General features: G+C 52.2%; 24 protein-coding genes and 2 tRNA genes. 11 read left to right on the plus strand and 15 right to left on the minus strand.

Going from position 1 to position 24,525, the window contains the following annotated elements:
* From HMPREF9069_RS04790 to HMPREF9069_RS08870, 7 genes are all read right to left on the minus strand, one after another.
* The gene (locus HMPREF9069_RS04790) at window positions 1-249 is read right to left on the minus strand and encodes a hypothetical protein (protein WP_021626041.1); all 249 of its coding nucleotides are present in this window, start codon (window positions 247-249) and stop codon (window positions 1-3) included.
* A 340-nt stretch (window positions 250-589) separates the two neighbouring features.
* On the minus strand, window positions 590-775 hold the full coding sequence (locus HMPREF9069_RS04795) for a hypothetical protein (RefSeq protein WP_021626042.1): 186 nt from the start codon (window positions 773-775) through the stop codon (window positions 590-592).
* Window positions 772-1,200 (minus strand): hypothetical protein, encoded by a 429-nt coding sequence (locus HMPREF9069_RS04800; RefSeq protein WP_021626043.1) that lies wholly within the window; start codon window positions 1,198-1,200, stop codon window positions 772-774. The genes HMPREF9069_RS04795 and HMPREF9069_RS04800 overlap by 4 nt, the downstream gene beginning before the upstream one ends.
* Window positions 1,197-1,883 (minus strand): putative minor capsid protein, encoded by a 687-nt coding sequence (locus tag HMPREF9069_RS09760; protein WP_021626044.1) that lies wholly within the window; start codon window positions 1,881-1,883, stop codon window positions 1,197-1,199. The genes HMPREF9069_RS04800 and HMPREF9069_RS09760 overlap by 4 nt, the downstream gene beginning before the upstream one ends.
* 7 nt (window positions 1,884-1,890) lie before the next feature.
* Window positions 1,891-2,772, minus strand: coding sequence for a hypothetical protein (locus tag HMPREF9069_RS04815; RefSeq protein ID WP_021626045.1), 882 nt, complete (start codon window positions 2,770-2,772; stop codon window positions 1,891-1,893).
* 11 nt (window positions 2,773-2,783) lie between these two features.
* On the minus strand, window positions 2,784-3,053 hold the full coding sequence (locus HMPREF9069_RS08865) for a hypothetical protein (protein ID WP_021626046.1): 270 nt from the start codon (window positions 3,051-3,053) through the stop codon (window positions 2,784-2,786).
* A gap of 25 nt (window positions 3,054-3,078) precedes the next feature.
* Window positions 3,079-3,324, minus strand: a complete 246-nt coding sequence (locus HMPREF9069_RS08870; RefSeq protein ID WP_021626047.1) for a hypothetical protein — start codon at window positions 3,322-3,324, stop codon at window positions 3,079-3,081.
* Window positions 3,325-3,708: 384 nt separating this feature from the next.
* On the opposite strand from HMPREF9069_RS08870, the gene HMPREF9069_RS04825 reads away from it, so the two are divergent.
* The 5 genes from HMPREF9069_RS04825 to HMPREF9069_RS04840 all read left to right on the plus strand — a co-directional run bounded on the left by HMPREF9069_RS04825 (window position 3,709) and on the right by HMPREF9069_RS04840 (window position 8,589).
* Window positions 3,709-3,876 (plus strand): FibroRumin family radical SAM-modified Cys-rich RiPP, encoded by a 168-nt coding sequence (locus HMPREF9069_RS04825; protein WP_084170329.1) that lies wholly within the window; start codon window positions 3,709-3,711, stop codon window positions 3,874-3,876.
* A gap of 1 nt (window position 3,877) precedes the next feature.
* Window positions 3,878-4,030, plus strand: a complete 153-nt coding sequence (locus HMPREF9069_RS09020; protein ID WP_021626049.1) for a FibroRumin family radical SAM-modified Cys-rich RiPP — start codon at window positions 3,878-3,880, stop codon at window positions 4,028-4,030.
* Window positions 4,031-4,159: 129 nt separating this feature from the next.
* Window positions 4,160-5,563, plus strand: a complete 1,404-nt coding sequence (locus HMPREF9069_RS04830) for a FibroRumin system radical SAM peptide maturase (protein ID WP_021626050.1) — start codon at window positions 4,160-4,162, stop codon at window positions 5,561-5,563.
* Window positions 5,560-7,680, plus strand: coding sequence for an excinuclease ABC subunit UvrA (locus tag HMPREF9069_RS04835; protein ID WP_021626051.1), 2,121 nt, complete (start codon window positions 5,560-5,562; stop codon window positions 7,678-7,680). The genes HMPREF9069_RS04830 and HMPREF9069_RS04835 overlap by 4 nt, the downstream gene beginning before the upstream one ends.
* Window positions 7,681-7,767: 87 nt before the next feature.
* Entirely contained in the window at window positions 7,768-8,589 is an 822-nt protein-coding gene (locus HMPREF9069_RS04840) for a sce7726 family protein (RefSeq protein WP_051317791.1), read from the plus strand.
* Here HMPREF9069_RS04840 and HMPREF9069_RS04845 read toward each other — a convergent pair.
* The 4 genes from HMPREF9069_RS04845 to HMPREF9069_RS04860 all read right to left on the minus strand — a co-directional run bounded on the left by HMPREF9069_RS04845 (window position 8,586) and on the right by HMPREF9069_RS04860 (window position 12,089).
* Window positions 8,586-9,656, minus strand: a complete 1,071-nt coding sequence (locus HMPREF9069_RS04845) for a hypothetical protein (RefSeq protein WP_035438492.1) — start codon at window positions 9,654-9,656, stop codon at window positions 8,586-8,588. The two genes, HMPREF9069_RS04840 and HMPREF9069_RS04845, sit on opposite strands and share 4 nt — an antisense overlap.
* A gap of 56 nt (window positions 9,657-9,712) precedes the next feature.
* Window positions 9,713-10,783, minus strand: coding sequence for an XRE family transcriptional regulator (locus HMPREF9069_RS04850; RefSeq protein WP_035438493.1), 1,071 nt, complete (start codon window positions 10,781-10,783; stop codon window positions 9,713-9,715).
* Between the two features lie 14 nt (window positions 10,784-10,797).
* Window positions 10,798-11,118 carry a toxin RelE gene (locus HMPREF9069_RS04855; RefSeq protein ID WP_021626055.1) on the minus strand — a complete coding sequence of 107 codons (321 nt, stop codon included), beginning with the start codon at window positions 11,116-11,118 and terminating at the stop codon, window positions 10,798-10,800.
* A gap of 98 nt (window positions 11,119-11,216) precedes the next feature.
* The gene (locus tag HMPREF9069_RS04860) at window positions 11,217-12,089 is read right to left on the minus strand and encodes a 5-methylcytosine restriction system specificity protein McrC (protein WP_021626056.1); all 873 of its coding nucleotides are present in this window, start codon (window positions 12,087-12,089) and stop codon (window positions 11,217-11,219) included.
* Between the two features lie 42 nt (window positions 12,090-12,131).
* On the opposite strand from HMPREF9069_RS04860, the gene HMPREF9069_RS09395 reads away from it, so the two are divergent.
* The gene (locus HMPREF9069_RS09395; RefSeq protein ID WP_232204043.1) at window positions 12,132-12,458 is read left to right on the plus strand and encodes a hypothetical protein; all 327 of its coding nucleotides are present in this window, start codon (window positions 12,132-12,134) and stop codon (window positions 12,456-12,458) included.
* 79 nt (window positions 12,459-12,537) lie between these two features.
* Window positions 12,538-13,857, plus strand: coding sequence for a tyrosine-type recombinase/integrase (locus tag HMPREF9069_RS04870; RefSeq protein ID WP_021626058.1), 1,320 nt, complete (start codon window positions 12,538-12,540; stop codon window positions 13,855-13,857).
* Between the two features lie 73 nt (window positions 13,858-13,930).
* Here HMPREF9069_RS04870 and HMPREF9069_RS04875 read toward each other — a convergent pair.
* Together HMPREF9069_RS04875 and HMPREF9069_RS04880 are read right to left on the minus strand one after the other, a co-directional pair.
* Window positions 13,931-14,007: transfer RNA gene (locus tag HMPREF9069_RS04875), tRNA-Glu, on the minus strand.
* A 22-nt stretch (window positions 14,008-14,029) separates the two neighbouring features.
* Window positions 14,030-14,103 (minus strand) — tRNA-Gln (locus tag HMPREF9069_RS04880).
* A gap of 316 nt (window positions 14,104-14,419) precedes the next feature.
* Here HMPREF9069_RS04880 and HMPREF9069_RS04885 point away from each other — a divergent pair.
* The 4 genes from HMPREF9069_RS04885 (at window position 14,420) to HMPREF9069_RS04900 (ending at window position 21,166) form a co-directional block, all read left to right on the plus strand.
* A complete protein-coding gene (locus HMPREF9069_RS04885; protein ID WP_021626059.1) occupies window positions 14,420-14,656 on the plus strand; it encodes a hypothetical protein in 237 nt (78 codons plus the stop codon).
* Window positions 14,657-14,841: 185 nt separating this feature from the next.
* Window positions 14,842-18,228, plus strand: coding sequence for an ABC transporter ATP-binding protein/permease (locus tag HMPREF9069_RS04890; protein ID WP_021626060.1), 3,387 nt, complete (start codon window positions 14,842-14,844; stop codon window positions 18,226-18,228).
* 156 nt (window positions 18,229-18,384) lie between these two features.
* A complete protein-coding gene (locus tag HMPREF9069_RS04895) occupies window positions 18,385-19,818 on the plus strand; it encodes a D-alanyl-D-alanine carboxypeptidase family protein (RefSeq protein WP_232204044.1) in 1,434 nt (477 codons plus the stop codon).
* Between the two features lie 76 nt (window positions 19,819-19,894).
* Complete coding sequence (locus tag HMPREF9069_RS04900) at window positions 19,895-21,166, plus strand: lysylphosphatidylglycerol synthase transmembrane domain-containing protein (protein ID WP_021626062.1); 1,272 nt, start codon at window positions 19,895-19,897, stop codon at window positions 21,164-21,166.
* A gap of 102 nt (window positions 21,167-21,268) precedes the next feature.
* Here the strand turns inward: HMPREF9069_RS04900 and sdaAA are convergent, their stop codons facing one another.
* Both sdaAA and gltX read right to left on the minus strand, forming a co-directional pair.
* The gene (gene sdaAA, locus HMPREF9069_RS04905; protein WP_035438495.1) at window positions 21,269-22,870 is read right to left on the minus strand and encodes an L-serine ammonia-lyase, iron-sulfur-dependent, subunit alpha; all 1,602 of its coding nucleotides are present in this window, start codon (window positions 22,868-22,870) and stop codon (window positions 21,269-21,271) included.
* 39 nt (window positions 22,871-22,909) lie between these two features.
* Complete coding sequence (gene gltX, locus HMPREF9069_RS04910) at window positions 22,910-24,433, minus strand: glutamate--tRNA ligase (protein WP_021626064.1); 1,524 nt, start codon at window positions 24,431-24,433, stop codon at window positions 22,910-22,912.
* Window positions 24,434-24,525 lie beyond the last annotated feature (92 nt).

Raw genomic sequence — 24,525 nt, forward strand, 5'->3', positions numbered from 1 at the left:
CTAGAACTCCATCCCGCTCAGGTCCATGATGCCGGAGAGGTCGACCGAGAGCACCCCGTCTGCATCGACCGCCAGCCCCGACCCGAGCGTCTTTACCGTGCTGGACCCAAACACCAAACCGCCATCGGCGGTCATCGTCCCGGCGACCCACTCGTTGCCTTCCCAGTCGAGCGTCCGCGCGTTGGATCGCGCGGTGGAGGCGGTCCCGTTGCCTATGATCTCCGCGTAGGTGCCCGCCGAGTCCGACACGTTGTACTTGCCCGAGACGTGCTGGTAGTCCGACTGCGCTGACGTACCGCAACCCTCAGCATGCGACCCCGCGCCAGACGCGGTGCTGCTGCCTGACCCCTCGCAGTGAGCCCCGAGTACAGCAGATGCCTCAGATTCGAGAGACCCGCCATATCAAGTGCTGCGTGCGAGTCCAGGAAAAGCCTCACGCGAATCGTCCTCGGCGCGATCCTGCCAACCAGCAGTAGCGCACCAGCCCTGCCGGGAATAACCTGTGAAGTCGGTACGACTGCATGCGGCCCCTCGATAACCTCGCACGTCGTGTACGGCGAGAAGTCGTGCCCGTTGTAGGTGATGGAGCTCACAACAGCCCCCTCGCTCTCCCGTATGCGATGGACCGTCGCTGCGTCTCAAGCGACAGCTCGTCGAGAGACTTGAAGCCCACCTCAGCCTTCTTCTGGTTTTCAGCGTCGTCCTTGTCGGCAATCGCATCCTTCGCTGCCACAAGGTGTTCTTGAGTCTTCCCACGAGATCTCTTTGTGCTCATGATGGCCTCGCAATCGTTACGTAGACCTTGAAGTCCCAGAGGTATCGCCCAGAGCCGTCACGCCCGCGAAACTCGGGCGCGTCGGTGTCGATGCCGGTGATTCTATTGAGGTAAGCCCCAGCACGCGTGTCCCACTCAGCCGTTCGTAGCGCCTGCTCACACGCAAGTGAGACAGCCTCTGCCACGGCGTTGACCTCTCGGCATACGATCACGTCCAGCACGCGCTCACCACGTTCCGCGCCGACCTGCTCGGAATCCCTGTCGTAGCTTCCAACAAGAACGACAATCGGCTCCGGACACACCGCCGCGCTCAAAGATTGTGTGAAAACGTTTGTGAATTCGGCATCTACCAGCAGGTTTGCAACCTGCGTTGCCACAGAGCCGCCAGCTGCGTCATATGCCGCAACAACCGATTCGTCGCTCATCGCACCGTCAGCTCCCAATGATGCACGCGGCCACCGAACCCCTCGCACCGCTTGCAAGCGACCACGATAAGCGAAGCGCCATCGATTTCGACACACGACCCAGCAGGCACCTCGAAAGCGTCAGCGCTATTCACTGCATCGACGTAGACTTTGCCAGCCCCAGCATCGGCCGATCTGCGCGCGTCATCCACCACACTCTGCGTCCTGGAGAACCGCACGTTTCGCACAACCATGCCCTCGGAGAACGTCCCGTCCGCATTCTGCGTGCGCACGACCATCGTGTCCGGCAACGCTCGTCTGGGTATCGGCTTCAGGGCAATCATCAGCGCACTCCCGTGAAGGAGAGCCCCGTCCCGTAGAGCTCGGCCACGGCGGCAGCAGTAGCCTGCTCGATGCCGGTGCCTACGCGGTCGCTCACGTACTGAGACACCCTGAAGTCGCCTATGGAGAACCCGCCGACCTTGTTCCTCGCCGAACTCAGCGAAGGCGTCGCACGCCGCGCACAGCGCCCTGTTGTAAGCCGCATAGGCTTCATCATCACCGTCTGCGTCGATGGAAGCACCTCCCGTGATCTGTACGAGTACGCGCAACACAGCGGGAAGCACGGAAGAGAAGGACTCCACCGGAAGCTCCCCGCCGTACGTGTCACGGTAGAACTCGTATGTCACCGAGGCGGCGCTCATGGCGAGCCTACGAGGTCGCCTTGGACACGTAGATGCCTGCGAGCTTCTGGTCAAAGAGCTCGACGATTCCGTACTTGCGATACTTCATCATGTAGGAGTCAAGACTCTCCAGCTCGTCGGGACTGAACACGCGGCTCGCCACGTGCTTGTCGAACTTGATCACGGCCGACTTCTCAACCACCATGTAGTTGATGTCCTTGCCCGTGGTCGCGTTCTTCGCGTAGCCGAAGTTCGTATCGCCGCTGTTCAGTGTGATATTCGTGTAGAAGCGGCTCTGGGGCACCTCCACGATGCGGCTGAAGCGCGAGAGCACGGCGTTGCTACGGTTCGGGTTCGCCAATGAGAAGTCATCGAGCGTGCCCTTCAGAGTAGGTGTGATGAACAGAATGCGCGACCCCGTGGAGACTTCGGCCTCGTCCATTGTGTTTGTCACGTCGCGCAGGTTGCCCAGGATGTCCTCGGCTGTTGCCGCACTCAGGTCCTCTTCCACAGGCGTCACGCCCGTGTGTGAGGCGATGGCCGCGAAGGTGAACGCGTCGCCCTCGGGAGCCACCTGCGTGCGCTGTAGCTCGCTGCCCGCCTCGACGAAGCAGTCCAGAATTCCCGCCTCTTCCACGTCCATGACGTCTGCAAGCAGGCGCACGCCGCGGTCGTAGTTGAAGGTCTTGGTCTCGAACTCGTACGTGATTGCGCCGTCCTTGTAGCCAACGTTGCGGGTGTAGTCGCCCAGGCCCGTGACGGAGATCTTCGGGATCATAATCTCTTTCGCGTTGCGACCGGCGCGCATCATGCGACGTCCGCTGTTGAGCACGGTCGAGCACGCCGCCTTCTTGTAGACGGCGTCCAGGATGGTCGTGTAGTTCTTGATGTACTCGATGCTGTTAGGCATGGTCAGCCCCCTTATTCGTCATCGGATTCGTCGAGGCCGGCGAGCCTGCGCCAGCGCTTCATGGTCGCGTCCTTGTCCTTGGCGACGCCTGCGGGTTCCAGGCCAGTCGTGCCGGTTGTTGCCGCGGACTTCGCGTTAGTGAAGAGCCACGGCTCCGCCTTCTTTAGAGCAGCAATGTCGCCGTCGTGATCGCCCAGGAGCGCCTTGGCAGCCTTCACGTTGCGCACGCCAGCGAGCTTCAGCTGGAACTCCACGCGCTCGTCTGCTGCCTGCGCCTTCACCTGCTCGATTTCGGCGGTCAGCTTGTCAGCGTTCTCCTTGGTCTGGGCAGGCCTCGGCCACCTGACCTTCTAGCTCCTTGATGCGTGCGTCCTGCTTGGCGAGAAGTGCCTTGAAGTCCTCAGCACCGTCATCGGTGCCCGTCAGCACTTCCTCGTCCGCTTTGTGTTGCGCCGCCTTGTCTTTTTTGCCTTCCGGCTGCTCGACCTGCGTTTCTTCGCCATGGCTCTCAACCTCCATGTCATCCGCCTTCCAACGTCGTGAGGCAGACATGAAGAAACCCGCCTCGATTGCTACTCCAAGTAGCCTAGGTGGGCGTCGCAAAGTGAAGCAAGATGGGCAGTGAGATACTGTTTACCGGCAAGTTTTCCACCGTTTATCACGTGTCAAGCTTGCATACAACTTATACACAACATAGAAATTCAGCAAATAACCGTGTTTATCAGGGGTTTTGTGAATAATTTGTCGGTTTCCAATAATTAATCATTGCTGTTAAGAACTCGCTCTTTGAAGCATCTACCTGCGATAACGCAAACATCAAAACCATCAACGTATACCTCGTATCTTGCGTATATTGACCGGGTCTCACCAGGGGCGTAAAATCTTGTGCAAGCACAAGGGTGCGAGGTATCGGTGCCACGCCTAGGGGTGATTGACATGATTCAGGTCAGCTCAGACGCCTATGCTGAGATGCTCGGGAGCATTGATGCAAAGGCCTTGATTACTTCGGTGAAGTGCGTCAGCCAGTGCACTGGCTGCATGTGTAACTGCCGCTGCTCTTGCTCCGGCGGTCTTATTTCTGACTTCGAGTGGGAGGAGCTGTAACATGAGTGCAAGCTTTAGCGATTACCAGGAGCTCTTTGGAGCTATCGAGTCGGACCCCGTTGTGATGGCACGTTGCGCTTGCGTCGCATGCAATTCCTGCACGTGTGCTTGCTCCTGCCGCGCTTTCCCCGAGCAGGATGAGATTGAGTGGTAGTCAAGCGACTCCACAAGTAAGAAGTAACGTGGCCCGTCTTGCTGCCAAGCAGGACGGGCTTCTCGTTTTGTCGAATAGATTCACCGGTTGCCCCGGTTTGGTTCATTAGTCCTGCAGGAGGAATTCCAGATGGTTGCCATGTCTCGCTTCACGCACGTCTTCGATTTCGGCAAAGATGTTGCGCTGTACCATTCGCTGAGGATGAAACCCGTCTACCTCACTAAAGAGACGTACGAGACTCTTTGCACGTGGCTGCAAAACGCTCAGAACGGCAGCATCGAGGATTCTCCGCAAGATATCAGCGCTGAGGTGAGCGAGCTCGCTAAATACAAGATTCTCGTTCGTGCCGCGGATGAGGACGATCGAGTGCTCCAATTCGTTCGCTCGAAGATACCCGCACCCGCCACGAACGTTTGCTACATGATCCTCAGCGAGCAGTGCAACCTGGCTTGCAAGTACTGCTTCCTCGGCAACAACGACGAAGTAAAACGTAAGAACTTCCTCTTGGAGAACATGTCCGAGGAAACCGCCGATAAGGCTCTCGACTTCTTCATCCGGCAGATCAAAGCTTCCGGACTCGACACCGAGACGAACGAGCCGGTGCTCATCTTCTATGGTGGCGAGCCGCTTATCAACTTCGAAGTGCTTGAGCATGTTGCAGAGAGGGTCAACTCACTTCGCGAGAGCGTTCCCTGCATCAAGAACATGGAGATGTCGATGGTCTCCAACGGGCTTCTGCTCACAGAGGATCGCATTCTCCGTCTCCAAGAACTGGGTGTCGGCATCGCAATTTCTATTGACGGGTTCACCGTCGAGGCAAACCAGATGCGTGTCGATCGAGCAGGCAACAAAGTGTTCCCCCGAATTCTCGAGAAGCTCGATCTTTGCAAGAAGCTCGGAGTCGATGTGTCGCTCTCGGTAACCATCAGCGAAGAGACCTTGAAGAACGAACAAGATGTTCTGAGGCTCATCGACGAGTACAACATCAAGGGGCTCGGCTTCAACATCATGATGTCGGATGAGAAGTTCACGCTTCCCCAGAGCTACAACGAGGCCGCAGCCCAATTCATCATCGATGAATTCGTCGAACTCAGAAAGCGCGGCATATACGAAGACCGCATCATGCGCAAACTCAAGTCGTTCTCGAAGGCGCAAGTCTACTTCTCCGACTGTGCAGCAACCGCTGGCGGGCAAATCGTCATCGCCCCTAACGGTAGGGTCGGTATATGCCACGGCTGCCTCTTCGACAAGGAGTATTTTGTCGCAACGATTGATGACGACGACTTCATTGCCATCCAAGATCCTAACTTTCTAGAGTGGTCACAGCTGACTCCTCTCAACCACGAAGAATGCTACGATTGCCAAGCACTCGGCATTTGCGGAGGTGGCTGTCCGATCAATGCACGAAACCTGAAGCCAGAGAATACCATCCACTCAATCGACGAGCGGTTCTGCGTGCACGCGAAGAAGACGCTTGAGTTCTTCATCGCCGACCTCTACCGCATCATCCTCAAGAACCGGGCAGCTCAATGAGCGACCACATCGACATATGGGGCGTAAAGACCAATAACCTGAAGAGCATCGACGTCTCCATCAAGAAACATGCAATCAATCTTATCATCGGCCCATCGGGCAGCGGCAAGTCTTCACTCGCTTACGAAACCATTGCGCAGATTGGTCAGCACGAATACGCCTCGATGTTTGCAGACAACGTAGCAGAGCCCACATACCGTGTGGACGGCTATTCGAACATGATCGCCTCGGTACCAATTCGGCAATCGAACTTCAACAACAACATGCGTTCCACCATAGGCACCTATTTCGGCATTAATCGAAGCGTCGCTCTCGTGTACGCAACACGTCTGGGATTGCAGGAAAACTTCTTCACTCTCAACAAGGAAGGAAATCTCTGCGAAGAGTGCCATGGCCTTGGTTACATTTCCACGCTTGATCCCAATCGCGTCATCGATTACGACGTGCCCCTAGCGAAAAACCCGGTCAAATGCTGGAACAGATACAAAGACTTCTACTGTCAGATCATCAAGGAGTACTGTGTTGAACGAGGGATAGACCCGAGCAAGACCTTTAGGGATTTGTCGGAGAGCGAACGTCATGAGTTCCTGTATGGAGAAAGCGCAGGCAAGTTCTCCATCCGGTACAAGAAAACCGGCTCGTTCTCACGCAGGACCACAAAGTTCTACGGAATCATGACCAGCACACCGATGATGGTCGGTTTCACTCCCGCGAAACGCTTCTACAGCGACGTCACATGCGACAGTTGCCACGGTAAAAGGTATGCACCCCTCTTCAATGACTACAAGGTCGCAGGTTTGTCCATAGGCGAATTCATGACCATGCCGTTTGAGACCCTCATGGCCCATGTAGAAAGAATCAAGGACGATGGCAGTTCCTCAGGCGCGGCATTCGCCATCAAGCGCATCCACGCTTTTCTCTCAAAAGCGGTGGAGCTTAATCTGGGACACCTGAGTTTGAACCGCTCAATCCCAACGCTGTCGGGTGGCGAGTTACAACGCCTAAGGATGGTGCAGCTCTTCAACGCACAGCTGTCCGACATGCTCGTCGTGCTCGACGAACCGCTTGCAGGTCTATCGGGCGAAGAGCGAGACTCGGTATTCGACAACATCGTGAACCTCGCCTCCAAGCACACGATTGTAGTTGTGGACCACAGCGAGATATTCGTCAACCATGCCCAGAACATCATCGCCCTCGGCGAGGGTGGCGGGAGGAATGGCGGAAAGCTCATAGACGTTGAAGCATTTCTTGAGCGCCAGAGAAAGCCCCTCAGCCTTACGGTCGTCAAGCCAAAGCGTATGATCCAGCTGGTATCTCACAATAGCGTCTACAATTTCACAGGCATCGATGTCTCGATTGGAGAAAACGCACTCAACCTCGTGTCGGGTCCCTCGGGCGTCGGAAAATCGACACTGCTGCGCGAGTACCTTCCGCAGCATTTCGACCACTACCTCTACGTCAACCAAAGGCCCTTAACGGGCAACAAATACTCCCATGTTGCAACGTTGCTTGATATCTTTATACGCATAACCGAGCTCTTTGCTGCTAAGTACAAGAAGGACAGGAAGTACTTCACGAACCAACTCGGCTGCGACGGGGCCTGTCCTGTCTGCTCGGGAGCGGGATATCTCGATTATGGTGATGGCACGTCAAGGTCTCGCATCGAATGTGGTGAGTGCGGTGGCACAGGCTTCCACAAGAGGCTCGTCAAATACGCACTCGACGGAAAGACGATGTCAGATATCTGGAGAATGACCATCGATGAGGCAGCAGAGTTCTTCCGCGACAAGGACAAACGCATATCCGAGACCCTGGGTGCAGCTTCAGACCTGATGCTCGGCCACTTGGTGCTCGGCCAGTCGTCAGAGTCCCTTTCGGGTGGTGAGAATATCCGCATCAAGCTACTCAAGTCGATGGGCACTGCCTCAAAGTTCATCGGTGTCGATGAACCATTCAAGGGGTTGAGCAATGAGGAAATTTATCGAGTAGCTGAGTATCTAGACGCGCTTCGTGCCAAAGGCAAGACGGTTATCGTTGTCGACCACACTGATAACGCTGTGAAATACTTCGGAACGCGCATCGTTCTCGCCAATGTAGAGGGAATCCTGCAAGGCTAGAAACAGGTGCCGCGCCTTTCATGCCTTCTCGCGGTGAATTTCTCGGTGACTTTGAAGCAGCGTGATACCATTCATGCTGGAGGAGCCATGGATACGAAATCAGTATATAGTACGGAAGAGGCGCAGGCTGCTAAGCAGCTCTATGATGCATACTCCACTGTGCACTCCGAGACCAAGCTCGCCTCAATCCTGAGCAGCATCCTAAACGGTGCCGTTGCCGATTTCACCCCAGCGAAGTCCGCGCGTGATGCTATCAACCAGATCGTCCTGCGCTACTACCCGAACGAGGCGACAATAAAGGCGAACTTCATCAATCGCGAGCTCCTGCCCCTCAACCCAAAGAACATCTCGATCTTCGAGCTCCCCATCGGCAAGAGCCGCGTGGACATATGCAAGGTCAACGGTCACAGCGCCGCCTACGAGATTAAGACCGAGCTCGACACTTTCTACCGCCTTGAGGGCCAGCTTGCAGACTATTTCGATGTATTCGAGACGGTCTACGTTGTAGTTTCCGAGACCCGCGTTAACGAGCTGCCGGCCTACGTTCCGGAAGCGTGCGGCATCTACACGTATCGCCAAGAAGATATTGACGGCAGCTACGTCTTCCATGTGTACCGAAAGGCGATAAAGAGACATGACTTGGATCCGGTGAAGCAGCTGAGCGCGATGCCCAAGAAAGACCTCTGCAGGCTCTTCGGGCTCGACGGTAAGGGAGTCACAAAGACGGCGCTTATCCAGCAGTGCGTCGACGCGTACTCCCCAAAGTGGATAAATACCCAGTTCAAGCGCTATCTCAAGCAGCGTTATGGCGCGTACTGGAGTCGCTTTCGTGAGAATTGTTCTGATATGTATGAAATAGACTATGAGTGGTTTTACCGAAGCCGACTTGAACCCAGTCTTATTTACTAGGCAAAGAGCGGCCTCCAAGTTGCAATTTGCTGAATATAACGCGTGAGCGTGTACTCAATCCAGAGTGCGTAGGTTCCCTCTTTACCAGCATGGAAGCTCTTCGTTGCAGCGTTCAGTGCAAGGCAGGTGCCATCAGGATTGAGCTCCGGATCCGCTATCACCTTGGGCAAGACAACCCGGAAGCCTTTAGAGCCCTTCTTCACATCATCGCAAACGAATGATTTAAAGGTGTTGAGCTGAGCGATGTACATGAGTATGAGCGCTCTTCCGTTTGTAGCGACTCCGCCAGAAGGAAGCTTGTCACGAAGGCCACCGTAGTCACCGACACTGTCAAACCCATAGCTCTTGTAGCAGTCAAGATGACTGTTGTTGATGAACTTTGCGTATGCACCGTTCGGGAAATCTTTGCCCGCTGCATCACGAGGCCGAGGTGAGCAGAGTGCGATCTTATGTGCATCGAGCTGCATCTTCTTGAGCTTCATGCACTCATCAGGCTTTGATCGTATCGGCGTTTCATTGAAGTCATAGATAAGGAAGTCTTTGGCAGTGAGGACCTCCTTTATTACGTCCGCATAACCATCAAGCCCATCGATTCTAATGGCAATGCTGCGGTTAGAGTTAATAAGCCTAATCTGATCGACTATTTCACGAATATCGCTAGGAGACAGCATGTCGATACCGTGTTTGATGGTAATTACTGGGATGAGATTGCTGTATTCAAGGATACCAAGAAGCTTCTTCTTGTAGCGCTCAAGACTAAGCGTGAGCTCTACAACCAATCCGACTTCCTCAGCATCGTGCTCATACTTGCTCAAATCGCATCTAAAGTAGTCGACAAAAACCTGTCTATCAGGAAACAGTTCGCTAATCATCTGGAGTGTTCTTGCATTGTGAACGTCTGGGTCTTTCACTTTCTCGTGTCTGATTTTGCCGCCCTTAATCTTCTTTGGGTACCTTAGGTACTCACCAGTATTTGGGTCTCTCATGTAATCAAGCTCTTCCCTGATGACCTCGACAAGCGGCATCATGTCATCACGCAGATAACCGTTTGCTATGAGTTTCGTCATAGCCAGCCGCTCGCACTGCCGATTTTTCATGGCGATTACATACAAGACAATACCCCCTAATTCATACGACTCTTGAGGTAGTTGAGCTGCTGGTATCCCAGGCGCCGATCATGCTGCAGGAAGGCTACGACAATGCCAGGCGCCACATTTTGGCTAGCTGCAAAGTCCCGAACGGCAGCGGAAGAGAAGTCCTTCGCTTCAACGAAGTTATCGTATTCGCATTCGTCAATAAAGAACTTCCTTGCCAGTCTGTTCGCCTCATCGTCCTTCTCAGCGCTGCTCTTCACTGCAGGCTCTTCCGATTTATCCATAAGGAACTGTACTTGTTTTGGGTCGTAATGCTCAAGTAGGTGCATAATCTCATGAGCGATGGCAAACCAGATGTCTGCATGAGTCTTAAACCGTCCGCTTATGTAGATGACTGGGTGTCCATTGTGTTTGCCGAGGGCACCGCGAATCTTTGGCTTTCCGACTTCCGGATGGTAAACAAGATACACGCCAGCCATGTTGAGAAGGTTGCGGCAGCTGTTGATAGATTCCTCGATGTTTGTGTTGAGCGCTACGTCCTTGAGCATGCCGAGCATGCTCCGGAGTTCTTTCTCCGAATAGGGGGGCTCGGTCAAGTCTGCGTTTTGGATGTCGATCTCTTGGTCGCAAAGCTTAATCCATACAACAACGGACTCAGGCTCACCGCCATCTTGCATGTATTCCATATTAGCTGGAATTGCGTAAGGGTATCTGTCAAAGCTCGATATTCCCAGTATTTTCAGCATGGCAAGTGCTTGTTCCGTTAGTGTCATGCCTGCACCCCTGAACACCTCCCTGAAATTGAATCGCTTAGCAATGTCCTTGAGGTCGAGTCCCTCAATTTCATGCTCTTCTCTCTCCCTAGCTAGGTATTCCTGGTACTTAACCTCGTAGTTCAGCCAAAAGCTCGCTGGCACGTCTGGCATAATCTTTTCAAGCTTCAACGCCATTTCTTCAGTGAGACGCGTCTTGCCATTGAGCATGTTAGAGAGGTGCTTTTCGCTCACGCCGAGGCGCTTGCATACCTCTTTCTGACTCAAGCCGCGTGCGTCCAGATATTCCTTTATTACCTCGCCCGGGGCGACGATGAATCCGCTCATATGTCTCACCTCTCTCATCGTTTGTGGTAGTCCTCAACTGCTTCAATCTTCACTGCCGTTATTGTTGTTAGGTCGTCAGGTTCATAATTACCAATGGGATGTATTATGAGTCGCTTGTTCTTACTGAGATCGATTCCCCAGCATCCAGCCCAGTTTCCTATGAGCTTGTGTCGCCTCGGTGGCGGAAGGTGAGATATCTCTGAGAGATTTTTAGCAACTCGGAGGTCCGAGAGTCTGAATTTCAGGTGACTGGCAACGTCGCTGTAACGTCTTACGATAAGACGGGGATTCTCCATAATCTTCTTCATCCGCTTGTCAGCATATTCGATTTCCATATTCACCTCCGTATACCGACATTCTAATAGAATTGACCTTAGAGGTCAATTCTGATATAAGAGCCAATTATCCTTAAAGAGGAAACTACCGACTGCCTTTAGTAGATAAAACTCTGCGTTAGATACATACCAAGCTCTGTAGCGAACTTACTCATGCCATGCGAACCCAATAAGCTTGGATCCACGCGCACGCCGTAGATATCCCAATTATCAGTTGTAACATGTTGGAACTGCTCGAAAAACGTCCCGTCAGTAATCTTGCCGAATGGATACAGAAGGACCAACTTGGGAATGCCGGTCGCCTCGATAAACGCCCGGCCCTCATATACGTCAGCGTTCGCAATGGTCCCTGCGGCGGCGTCACCATATTTGTATTTCGCATCAACAAGCAAGTTGATCCCGTTGTTCGAACGAATAATGTAGTCCGGCCTAACCCTGATAGTAAAGTTGTCTCTGCGCGCAAACGGGTGCTTTTCCTGGAACGCAACGCTGCAGTCCTTCATCCCAACCACAAGCGCCTGCCTGAACAGTTCCTCCCATGCATCAGACGTGCGTACGACAAACCCTGGACTGAGCACTTCTCCCTGCGTGACATAGTCGATGCCGTAGCCGTCAAGGATATCGACGCATAGGCTATAGAGATCCTGCCAGTTTCGAAAGCGTGAGGGTACGCTGCGCTGCGGCACTGCAGGTAGCCTAGATTGCTTGCCCAGATGTTGGATTGCGCGGATGAGCCGTGCTTTCAAATCAAAGTCGCTAACCGATTGTGACAGAATATGGGCCGCCTCGACAATGACGGCGTTGTATTCGTTCTGTCGGGAGAACTCGGTGATAGTTTGCGTGAAGCCATCTCGCTCGGGGTGGAAGACAGATTCCTCGTCGAGCTCTCCCTCAACTTCGAATGCCTGTCGAAGAACACGGGCAACGTGTTCGTGGAGATGTGTCTTTCGTATGCCGTGGACCAGATGCACCTGTATCGCCCGCGCGACATAGAGGACACCGTGCGAGGCTACGTGGCGGCAGCCTTCTCGCTGCTCCTGTCAGACGAGACGCGCAAGGTGCTCGAGACGACGCTAGAGCCGTACACGTCGAATAACACGATCCTCTCGGCAGCCTGGTCCTTCTTTGCAACCGGACTCGACAAGGAGGAAGGCTCGGAAGCGATCGGAGTATGCAAGTACTGCGGCAAGTTCTTCCAGCAGCTGCGCTCAACCAAACAGTTTTGCAGCGACTCCTGCCGCGTCATGTATCAGCGTAAGCATGCGGACGAGCCCGACACGCCACTGCCGGTAACCAAGACGGTAGAGCTGCGCAGAAGGCTGAGGGAGAAACTCAAATAGCCATCACGCGCCGATCGCGAAACGGCGCTTTTGGAATAGTCATCGAAAACGCCTCGGATAAGCAGAAAGGAGGGAAACCATGAGTTACGGAGAAGGTTCAATCACGGAGAAGCTCAAGCCCAACGGAAAGAGCTACAGCCCCAAGCGTTGGCGCGTCTGCCTGTCCTACGTCGTGCAAGTCGAGGAGGATGGCCAGATCAAGAACAAGCGCAAGAAGGTGCAGCGCATTGTCGTGGGCACCAAGGCTGAGGCAAAGGCGCTGCGCGACAAGCTCAAACAGGACTATGACGGCGGCCTGTCGCTCAAGGACGACCAGCTCACGTTCGACGTCTATGCCAACCAATGGCATGACAAGCGCGTGCTCCAGGCCGAGGTCGGAAAGGCTCGTCTCGACCGCGAGAAGAGCATCGTCAACGACCTCGCGTCGGTTCTTTCGGGCATCCGCCTGCAGGACATGACGCCCCAGACCGTCGACGCCGCCATGCTCGCAATCAAGAAGCGCAAGCAGGCTGAGGGCCATCCCATCAGCAACACCACGCTCAACATGGGCTTCAAGGTCCTGAAGCAGGTCCTAAAGAACGCTGTGGACTACGACCTCATCCTGCGCAACCCCTGCGACCGCGTGAAGGCTCCCAAGATAGACGCGCCGGAGCGCAAGTCGCTCGAGGCGTCCGAAGCCGCACGGCTGCTCGGCTGCGTCGACCGCGAGGAAGACGAGGCATGGGCGAAGCTCGAGGAGAAGGAAGCCCGTCAGGCCCAGCGCGGCAAGAACGAGAACCGCAAGATGATCATGGGTCTCAACGACCTCGGATTCATCCAGGCGGTCCGCATCGGCCTCGCCACTGGCATGCGTCGCGGCGAGGTGTTCGCGCTCACGTGGAAGTATGCCGACCTCGATGCGGGCAAGCTGCGCGTCGCCGCGTCGCTCACCGTCTACGACGAGGTCAAGGCTCCCAAGAGCCGTGCAGGCTACCGCGTCATCTCCATCGACGCCGCGACCTGCGAGCGCCTGCGCGACTGGAAGGAGCGCCAGGCGGTAGAGCTCAAGAAGCTCCGCATAGTGCAGGGTCCGGATACGCCGGTGTGCTGCTCCGCCACCGGCACCATCGCCAAGCTCGCCGGCTTCGAGCGCTGGTGGCGTGCGTTTCGCGAGCGCAACGACTTCGGTGATTTGAAGTTTCATGAGCTTTGCTACACACAGGCAACCCAGCTCCTGGCCAACGGCATCGACGTCAAGACGGTTCAGACGCGCCTGGGGCATTCCAACGCTTCGCTCACGCTCAACCAGTACGCGCACGCGATACCGGAGAACGACGAGCATGCGGCCGCACTCGTGGGCCAACTTTATGCGCTACCCGAGGAAGAGGATTATCGAGAGGAGGAGAGGGCTTCGGCCTAGTTTTGCCGAATGTCCCCCAAGCTGGGAAAGGGCAAGAAAAAAGGTCAGAACCGAAGTTCTGACCTTGAACATTTGGTAGCCCGTACCAGATTCGAACTGGTGATCTCCGCCTTGAGAGGGCGGCGTCCTAAACCGCTAGACGAACGGGCCATATACTGTGTAGGACGGAAAATGGCTGGGATGGAGAGAGTCGAACTCCCGCTGACGGAACCAGAATCCGTTGTCCTACCACTAGACGACATCCCAATGATTTTCGTCCTTGCGCTAAGCTCGTGCTCCTCAACGCGAGAAATCACTTTATAGGAAGGTGCAGTGCAATGCAAGCCCTCTTTTCAAAAATCTTTTCGGGAAGGTAAAAAGTTGAGAATTTATGTACATTTCCCTGCTCATTAAGCTCTTCGATTGCCTATATCAAGCGCCTACATATACATGTTAATCCCTTGAGTATGCATCCCTAAATAGTAACGATTTTATTGCCGGGCTGTTCTCGCAGGTAAAAAACCGCTAAAGTATTAGCAAGGGCTCGTTTATACGAGACCATGTTGTCGATGATTGGGAGATTATGCGCAAGACTAAGATGTTTGAAGGTAAGCGTCATGTCTATGACACTGCTAAGGCTACCGAGGTTGCACACCGTAGCTTTGGCGGCTTTGGCGATCCTGCTGGTTATGAGGAAACCCTCTATCAGACTAAGCAGGGTCTCTATTTTGTCGTGGGCGTAGGCGGAGCCGATTCCCTGTATCCTACCGAGGATCTCAAGCCCATTTCCAAGAAGGATGCTGAGGCTTTCGAGGCGTAGTTCCTCTGTGATTACAATTTAGCAAGAGAAAGGGCGAGGGCTTATGGCTTCTTGCCCTTCTTTTTAAGGCGAGCGGTGAAGTAACGGCTCACTCTGTAAAATCGGCGCATTTCAAAAAAGTGGTTTTGATTTTTAGTCAATGGGTAGACTTTTCCCGACTGTGATTTATTGCTTTGGGGGAATTGATGATTTACCTATCTGACCTGCGCAAATCTTACAGAACGGGAGACTTTGTTCAGCGCGCCCTTGATGGAGTGTCAGCAAAGTTTCGGGATTCTGAGTTTGTTGCAATTTTGGGACCGTCGGGCTCGGGCAAGACGACTTTACTCAATGTAATTGGCGGTCTTGATCATGCTGACTCTGGCGACCTTATCATTAATGGTGTGTCGACCAAGGGTTACCACGCTAAAGATTGGGATGCATATCGCAATCACCATGTAGGTTTTGTCTTTCAGAGTTACAACCTGATTCCTCATCAGACGATTTTGTCCAATGTTGAGTTGGCTTTGACGCTGGCGGGCATTTCTCCTGCCGAGCGTAAGCGTCGTGCACAGGAGGCGCTGACGCAGGTAGGTCTGGGCGAGCACATTCACAAGAAGCCATCTCAGCTCTCAGGCGGTCAGATGCAGCGTGTTGCTATTGCTCGCGCTTTGGTCAATAACCCCGATATTGTGCTGGCAGATGAGCCTACAGGCGCCTTGGATACTGAGACAGGTGAGCAGGTCATGGGTCTGCTTGCCGAGGTCGCAAAAAAACGTTTAGTTGTGATGGTGACGCACAACCCCGAGCTTGCCGAGAAGTACGCTACACGTATCATGCGCATTGCCGACGGACGTATTGTTGACGATACAGATCCTTTTGAGGGAGTAGAGCAGGACATTAGTCACAACGTTGCGACTACTACCAGTTCTGCAACGATCAATTCTCCAAAGTCCGCTGCTACAGCTACAAAGCCGCATCCAGGACGCGCGTCGATGAGCTTCCTTACGGCGCTGGCTTTGTCTTTTTCAAATCTCATGGCCAAAAAAGGTCGTACGCTACTGACTGCTTTTGCGGGTTCAATTGGCATTATGGGCATCGCGGCGATTCTTGCCCTCTCAAATGGCGTGAGTAACTACATCGATAAGGTACAAGAAGATGCCCTGTCATCATCCCCGCTAACTATTACTAAATCGAGTTTTGACATCACTTCGATGATGACCAAAACAACTGAGTATCGCACAGGTGGCAAAAAGTCAGCGAATGATACGGCTACAGACAAGAAGAAATCCAAAGACGAGCTTATTCCTTCGTCGCCCATCATGAGTGACGTCCTAACCGATGTAAAAAACAATGACCTCAAGAGCTTCCGTGCGTTTCTTGAGAGCGGCAAATCGGGGATGGAACCCCATGTCAGTGCTATTACTTATGGATATGGCATCAAGCCCCAGATCTATATGGCTGACAGCTCAAAAGGCGTAAAGCAGCTCAATCCTTCCTCGCTTAGCAAGATCATGTCCAATGGAGTTTCATCAATGTCAGCGATGTCTGTAGGAGGCTCAAATATGGGCTTCCAAGAAATGGTTGATGATCAGGACTTGCTCGATGCTCAATTTGATGTTGTTGCCGGTAAATGGCCCAAGAAGTACAACGAAACTGTGCTTGTACTCAACAAATCAGGCGAACTTTCGGACTATACACTTTATTCGATTGGTGTGCTTGATCCCGACAAATTGTCAGATATGCTCTCTGACGCGATTGCATCCAAAAAAGTCACTGCTCCTGCGACTGATGTCAAATTTAGCTATGATGATGCGCTCAAATTGAAGTTTAAGCTGGTCAATCAAGTCAATCTTTTTGCTCGCAGTGAAGACGGTAAAACGTGGACTGATCACTCCAATGACAAAGACTTCCTTAAATCCGCAGTTGATGCGGGTACTGAGCTGCGTATTGTGGGTGTCGTCAAACCCAAGGCAACCGCATCGAACACTTCACTCAATGAGGGCGTTGCCTATCGTCATGATCTGATTTTGCATTTGATAAAAGAGGCAGGGGAGTCCGAAATTGTCCAAGAACAGCTTGCTCACCCCGAGACGGACGTCTTTACTGGCAAGACCTTTGATGCGCTCAAAAAAGAGCAGGGCAAGAAGCTCGATATGTCTTCACTCTTTTCGGTTGATCAGTCACTTTTGGCGAGTGCCTTTACGCTTGATCAATCCAAACTGAATGCGGGCAAAATTGACCCATCTGCTTTTGATTTTTCCAAGCTCAAATTTGATACAAGCTCTCTTAAGCTGCAGATAGACCAAGCGGCAATTGCAGAGTCTGTTCGTCAGTCCTTGGCAAATAATCTACCAACTCCTGATGCGGCTGATCTGGGCTTTGGTGATCTTGTAGACATATCTGGTGCGCCTGACGAGGCGACAGCAGCACGTCTTGCAAATATGCAGGCCGTATCTCAGGCAGTAGGCGAAAATTTCCCCAAGCTATTGCAGGGCTATATTGCGAGCTTGGGTAAGAAAATCCAAGCAGGTGACGATGTCAGTAACTATAGCCAGTTGATGACAGATTACCTTGCAACACCCGTATCTCAAGGTGGTGGCAAGGACTACTTTGATGCTATTGTGGCCGCTGCTGGTGATGAGACCCAACAGCAAAAGACCAGTGCTGCTTTGACGAAATACTTAGTGAATTCAGTAGCGCCGAGTGTGCAGGCTACGTTGAGCTCGGCAGTGTCGAGTGCTTCTTCTCAGGCACTTAACCAGGCAATGGATCAGATGAAGTCTCAGCTTGCTCAGACTTTGGCCGATCAGATGGGCCAAGCAATGCAGACGCAGATGGCAGGTTTTGCGACGAGTCTCAAGAGTGCTATGAGTGTTGATCCCACGGTGTTTGCAAGTGCTATCAAGGTCAACATGGACCAAGAGGACTTAACATCTCTGCTTGCCAATTACATGAATGCAGAAGAGCTGAGCTACGACAACAACCTTGCCAAGCTCGGTTATGCCGATGAAGCAGAGCCTGAGTCGATCAATATCTATGCCAAGAGCTTTGATGACAAGCAGGAGGTCAAAAACCTCATTGATGCCTATAACAAAGACCAAGAGGCTGCACATAAAGCCGATCGTTCCATTTCGTACTCTGATTTAACGGGCGTACTGATGGGTTCGGTCTCCGATATCATTCACATGATTTCTCTGGTTTTGATTGCTTTTGTGTCGGTGTCGTTGGTGGTGAGCTCAATCATGATTGGCATCATTACCTATATCAGCGTGCTTGAACGCAAAAAAGAAATTGGCATTCTACGTGCTATGGGTGCATCCAAACTCAATATTGCCAATATATTTAACGCTGAGACCTTCATTGAAGGCTTGTTCGCTGGTGGCTTGGCGATTGTTATTGTGTTGTTGGTTTCGGTACCCGTCAATATTTGGGTGGAAAAGACTTATAACGTTGAAAATATCCTTGCTCTGCCTTGGACTCAAGCAGCCATTTTGATTTTGATTTCGGTTATTTTGACGCTGGTAGCGGGTGTTATACCGTCGACTGCTGCAGCGCGTAGAGATCCGGTGGAAGCTCTTAGGAGCGAATAGCTACGTCGATGAGCAAGTCCTACGGGGACATATGCCTGTGAGATTTTTGCAGAAGCGCTTCGCAAACGAAGAGATATCGTGCGAAGCGCTTTTTCTGTCCACTGAGGCTGCTATGCTAAAAAGACTAGATTTCGATAGATGAAGCGGAGACGAGGAATGTCGATGTCTACTTTTAGCAAGAACGTCCGTGTTATGCGACTGTTAGTTGCCTGTGTGTTGAGTCTTTTGATGGTGGCCCCAGCCTCTGTCGTATGGGCTTCCTCAATGCCGCAGCTACCCAAAGACGCAGCAATCTATCTCATAGATAACCAAACAGGTGACGTTATTGCTTCTCAGCGTGCAGATGAAAAGATGTATCCCGCAAGCCTTACCAAAATGATGACCGCGCTTGTCGCAATGGATTATGTAGGCGACAAGTTGGACGAAAAAGTGAGCGTTGGCGATGAGGTCAAATTAACGCCTGAGGACAGTACAATCATGGGCTGCCATTCTGGCGATGTATACAGTTGGCGTGATTTGATATATGGCATGATGCTTCCATCAGGAAGCGATGCAGCATTGGTGTTAGGCACTCATGTAGGTCGTCTGTCAGCAAATGATTCTAAGCTTGACCCCAAAGATGCTCTTGCAAAATTCATTGCTTTGATGAATGAAAAAGCCAAGACAATGGGCTTGACTGGGACTCACTTTAATAATGTGCATGGCTTTCATGACAAAAATCATTACAGTTGTGCGCATGACCTAACGTCTATTGCACAGGCGGTACTCGCAAATAAATTTTTGAGTGAGGTAGTCTCGACTCAATCTCATGAATGCGTCAATAAAGAGGATGCTAACGTTACGGTTTACAACACCAACTGGCTAGTAGACAAAACAGCAGGCAAGATCGAGAAAAACGCGCTGGTAGATGCGGGTGAGACGGGTGTTGATAATCCTTATTACAAGGCAGAATGCCAAGGTGTCAAGACGGGCTATACCGAAGAAGCAGGTCGTTGTCTTGCCTTTGCGGGTAAAAATAAAAAGATGTCTTTTGTTGGTGTAGTCTTGCACCTGTCTGATAAACCCACTATCTACAAAACAACAGGTGCTGCTCTTGAAAGCGCACTCAATGAGTATGAACGCCGTCGTTGGGGCACAGATGTGTTGCCTTATACGGTGACGATAAGCAATCCCTCTTTACAGGATTTTCTTAACCATAACATCAAGCTGAGAGTGCGTCGCAGGGATACTCCAAAGACCGTAACTATTGACGCCACATTGAAATATGAAACTAAAATTGCTTGGGATAAGAAATACGTTAAAGAAGGCTCCGAAGATACCTGTGAGTTGCAGAGTGCTATCAAGTCAGGCAGTCAGATTGCGACTATGCAGGTGTTTTGTGAGGGCAAGCTGATAAGTGAAACTCCGCTGTATGTGGATCAGACCATGATGCCCTTTAGTAATGAGGACAAGCTCGTGTTAGCTGGTGTGGCTACGGGAAGTGTTTTGCTCATCATGCTCATTATTGCGGGTATACGTATGATTGTTAAACGCAATAAGCATGATGAAAGCCAAAGTCCAAAAGAGGCTGACGATTTGGCAAAGCAGTAGTTGTAATGTGTGCAGTTTTGCTTGTCTGCAGTAAAATATTTGTACTCATGAGTGAGCGGTATAGGAAGTAGGCGACGTGACAAGTACAGCCAATAAGGCGCACAAGAGCGTTGCTACTGAGCACAAGCTTAAGCCGCGAGTGAGCCGTAATACCAATAATGAAAATGAGGCAAAGGCACGCAAGGGAGCACTTTTTCTTGTTGGAGCTGTGATTGCCTATATCATTTATCTGATAGTTTCTGGACAGATGAGTAGTTTTATCGCAGCTCTGCGCGGAGTTGATATGCGCTGGGTCTGGTTGGCGGCTCTCTGTTATGTCTTTTATTTCATCTTTGGCGTCATTGCCTATGCGGTGGCAGTTGTGCTTGATCACGAATCACCCGTGGGTATTCGTGATCTCATGAGTGTTGAGGCCTCTGGTGTATTTTTTGGCAATCTCACGCCAATGATGGCGGGTGCGGTGCCTTCTCAGATTTTGCGACTTACGCATACTGGACTTGATGCGGGCGAAGCAAGTGCAACGCAGTTTACCCGCTTTATCATGTTTCAGTTGGGTGTGGTACTTTTTGCAGCCATCATGCTGATTGCAAAGTTTCGCTTTTTTCTCGAGAGTTATGGCGACATCGTTATCCTAAATCTCGTTGTTTTTGGGGTACATTTTCTCGAGTTAGTTGCACTTTTTGTTATTTGCCTTTGTCCTTCTTTTGTCCGAAATATTGGCAACTGGAGCATTAATTTTGCTGAGCGTCACAAGTGGATGCGCAATCCCGAGCATGCACGCGAGCTGGTTAACGTGCAGGTGCAAGAGTTTGCTGATGCATTTCGTCGCGCTGCCCAAGATATGCCTTCCATGCTGCTAACGCTGGTGGTTACGATGGCACAGTTGGCGTCTTTGTATGTGATTCCTTGGTTTGTCTTGCGTGCTTTTGGACATAACGCAGATTTTCTTGCCTGTATGGCAGCGGGGTCGATGGTGCAAATGGTAGCTTCGGCTGTACCTCTGCCTGGTGGTACAGGTGGTGCCGAAGGCGGTTTTGCTCTGTTTTATGGACCCCTTTTTGCAGATGCTGCTCCTGCGGGATACTTGGTCTGGCGTATTGTGACCTTTTTTGCGCCGACTTTGCTGGCAGCGCCCTTGCTTGGCTTTCGTTCTGATTCGGGTGTGAGTATTTACCACCGTTGGATGCGGCTTACAGGACGTGAGTCGGGAGCTGCTACTGTCAAGGGTGGTTTTCGCTTCAAAAAGATTTCTGGAGCACATGAGAAAAACGGCACATCAAAAAAGCGCGGCAAGATTCCTGGTGTTGCTTCTGTTGACCTCAAGTCTCTCAATAAAAAACGCAAATAGTTGCATGTGAGCGTTATATATGCGCTAACGCCAGCGCAAAAGTGTTTTCTCGCAACGGTTTGAGAAGTAGAGAAAAACACGTTTGTGTTAAAGCATGAAGTATTAGTCGCAAAGACCGCAAATGGAGCAGCGGCTGCGAGCGCTATGTGCAGATGGGGTAGCAGCGAGACCACCTAGTGCAGTTTCACGTAGGGTCGCAGGCAAAGCTGCACCTACTTGGCGCATAGCTTCGACGACTTCATCAAAAGGCAAGGGGTCAAGGACACCTGACAGCGCCAGTTGAGCAGAACTAAGTGCTGCGCTGACACCAATAACATTACGGTCTTGGCAGGGATGCTCAACGAGTCCACGTACTGGATCGCAGACCAAGCCAAGCAAATTGTCGATAGCAGTAGAAGCGGCTGATAGTGCAACTGAAGGAGTTGCTCCCAAAAGTTGAGCAACTGCAGCAGCAGCCATAGCGGCGGCAGAACCCACCTCCGCTTGACAACCTCCTTCAGCGCCAGCAACAGTAGCGTTGCGGGTCATAATGGCTCCAATGCCAGCGGCACACCACAAGGCTTCCTTAATCTGTTGATCATCTGCGCCAATCGCCTCGCTTACGGCAAGGACGGCGCCAGGAACAACACCAGACGAACCGGCTGTAGGAGCAGCCACAATGACACCCATGGAAGCAGAACGCTCGAGGGTTGCCATTGCATAGGCAGAGGCTCGAGTGAGCGTATTACCCATTAAGGGAGCAGCAAACTTATCTGCATTATCAAAGACAGCACGTGCCTGTCCTCCAATGAGCCCACCTAAAGAAGGACGAGGATTGTTAATGGGATCTATGGTCTGGCCACGCATAGCGGTAAGTACACGCTCCATTTGTGCATCTACTGCTTTGGCATCACCTGAGCTCAGCTCAATCTCGCGAGCACGAGTCAGCGCACCAATTGAGAGCTTCTTATTTTGGCAAAGCTTTAGCAGCTCATGACCATTGTTATAATCAAGTGTGATTTCTGCATCGGCAGAAATAGGCGTTGCACCAGGGATTTCAACTACGCAGGCGCTGATGACCTTAGGTAGTTTTCGCAGTCCTTCAAGCTCCTTTGTGGAGGCGGATTCGTCCAGCTCAATGATGGTATATGCCATACCACCGCGTTCCTTACGGAACGTATTGATGGTAGCGATATTGGCACCAGCAGTAGCGAGCGTGCCTGTTAGGGCGGCAAGCACTCCAGGGTGGTCACGGTGTGAGATAAATAAGGTGGGATAATCGCCCGAAAGCTCCACATTGACACCGTCTACCTGGCTGATGCGTATGCGTCCACCACCCAATGATTCGCCGGTGACCGAGACAGTATTGCCATCAACGCCAGTCATAACGCAAGTCACTGTATTGGGGTGGCGACCTGCTCCTTCTTCATCAGAAGCGGGAGCAAAGCTAAAGATAAGTCCCGTGTTGGTTGCTTGTGCAAAAGAATCGCGTATACGTTCGTCATCGGGAGCAAAGCCTAGCATTCCAGCTACGAGGGCACGGTCGGTACCGTGCCCACGGTAGGTTTTGGCAAAAGAGTTATATAGAGTAAAGTCCACACGCGCCAGATGCTCAGGTCCTAGCGAACGTGCAACCAACGCGATGCGCAGGGCGCCTGCGGTGTGCGAGCTTGAAGGACCTACCATAATGGGCCCTAGAATCTCGAATGCCGAGATGTTCACGATAGTACCTTTCTGTCACACATGGCAGCGTGCGATAAAATTTTAGAGAGCTAGAGGTAGTGCGCGTTCCAAACGGGCAAGACCAATCTCACGACCCAGCAGCTCGATGGAAACACCCAGTGGGGGAGAAACCTGATTTCCGCATTCAGCTACACGGACCGCACCATAAAATTTGCGTTTGTTGACCCCAAGGGTTTCGGGCAGTGGCTCGAGAGCGGCATCAATTTGCTCGGTATGCCACTCGTCCTCACCAAGCTTACTTAATGCCTCGTAAGCTGCACTAACAAAGGAACGCGCACCTTCCTTGGCAAGGTTTTTTGCCACAGACTTCTCGTCCATCGTGACGTCAGCACCCTCATAGAGAAAACGCGCCTTGTCGACAACCTCAGGTATGAGGGTTGTACGGGGTTTAAGTTGTTCAGAGAGCAAATCAAACCAAGCGGGACGTGTTGCGTAAGCGCTCTTTGCGTCACCGCTTTCAAGACCCGCAGCAACTAGCTGGGGCACCAGCACCTGCTGAGAAAACTCTGAATTGCTCATTGCCTGCAGATACTGCTGCTGAATCCAGTCGAGTTTTTTGGGGTCAAAGGTAGCAGGGTTTTTGCTGACGTGGTCAAGGCTGAAGCTTTTTGCCAGTACATCGCGGGGGACAACAGTGGTCTCGCCATCGGGCGCCCAGCCAAGCAAAGCAAGATAGTTTACAAAAGCATCGGACAGATAACCTGCATCGCGATATTCCTCAACAGAAGTTGCGCCATGACGCTTGGAGAGCTTCTTGCCATCAGAGCCTAAAATCATAGAAATATGCGCAAATGTTGGCGTGGGATAGCCCAGTGCCTCGTATACCATGACTTGACGTGGAGTGTTGGACAGATGGTCATCACCACGGATAACGTGGGTAATACCCATCATGGCATCGTCAACGACAGTGGTGAAGTTGTAGGTGGGCGTGCCGTCAGTACGGATGAGGATAAAATCATCCAACTCACGCGCATTGAAGCTTACGCGACCATGCACTGCATCGTTAATGACTACATCACCACGGTCCAAGGGCACCTTGATGCGAATGGTATAAGGTTCACCAGCGGCAATACGTGCCTTGGCCTCGGCAGGGTCAATGTTGCGACAGGTGCGCTGATAGCCTTGGAAAGAATCGTGGCGCTGTTGGGCGGCTTCTCTATCAGCAGCAAGCTTTTCGGCTGTGCAGAAGCAGGGATAAGCCCTGCCCTCCGCTACCAGACGTTCTGCTGCCTTATGGTAGATATCAATACGATTAGTCTGGCGATAAGGGCCATAAGGACCACCAATACCTTCGCCCTCATCCCAGTCCAGCCCCAGCCAGCGCATGGCACGCAAAATAATCTGAGTGTTTTCCTCAGTAGAACGTGTGGGGTCGGTATCGTCGATACGTAGAATAAAAGTGCCTTCATGTGCACGAGCAAAAGCCCAGTTAAAAATTGCAGTACGCGCGCCTCCTACGTGAAGCTTGCCCGTAGGTGAGGGGGCAAAACGCACACGAATTTTGGGTGCGCCGTCAGTTTGTATGTTGTTGTCGTGCGAAGCCAAAACAATGCTCCTTTGAACTTATCGGACGCACGTAGCGTCAATCAATAGTGGTAACAAAGACGAAGCACAGTATACCTGCTCAGCGAACCTGT

Source organism: Atopobium sp. oral taxon 810 str. F0209 (assembly GCF_000466405.1).
Lineage (GTDB): Bacteria > Actinomycetota > Coriobacteriia > Coriobacteriales > Atopobiaceae > Olegusella.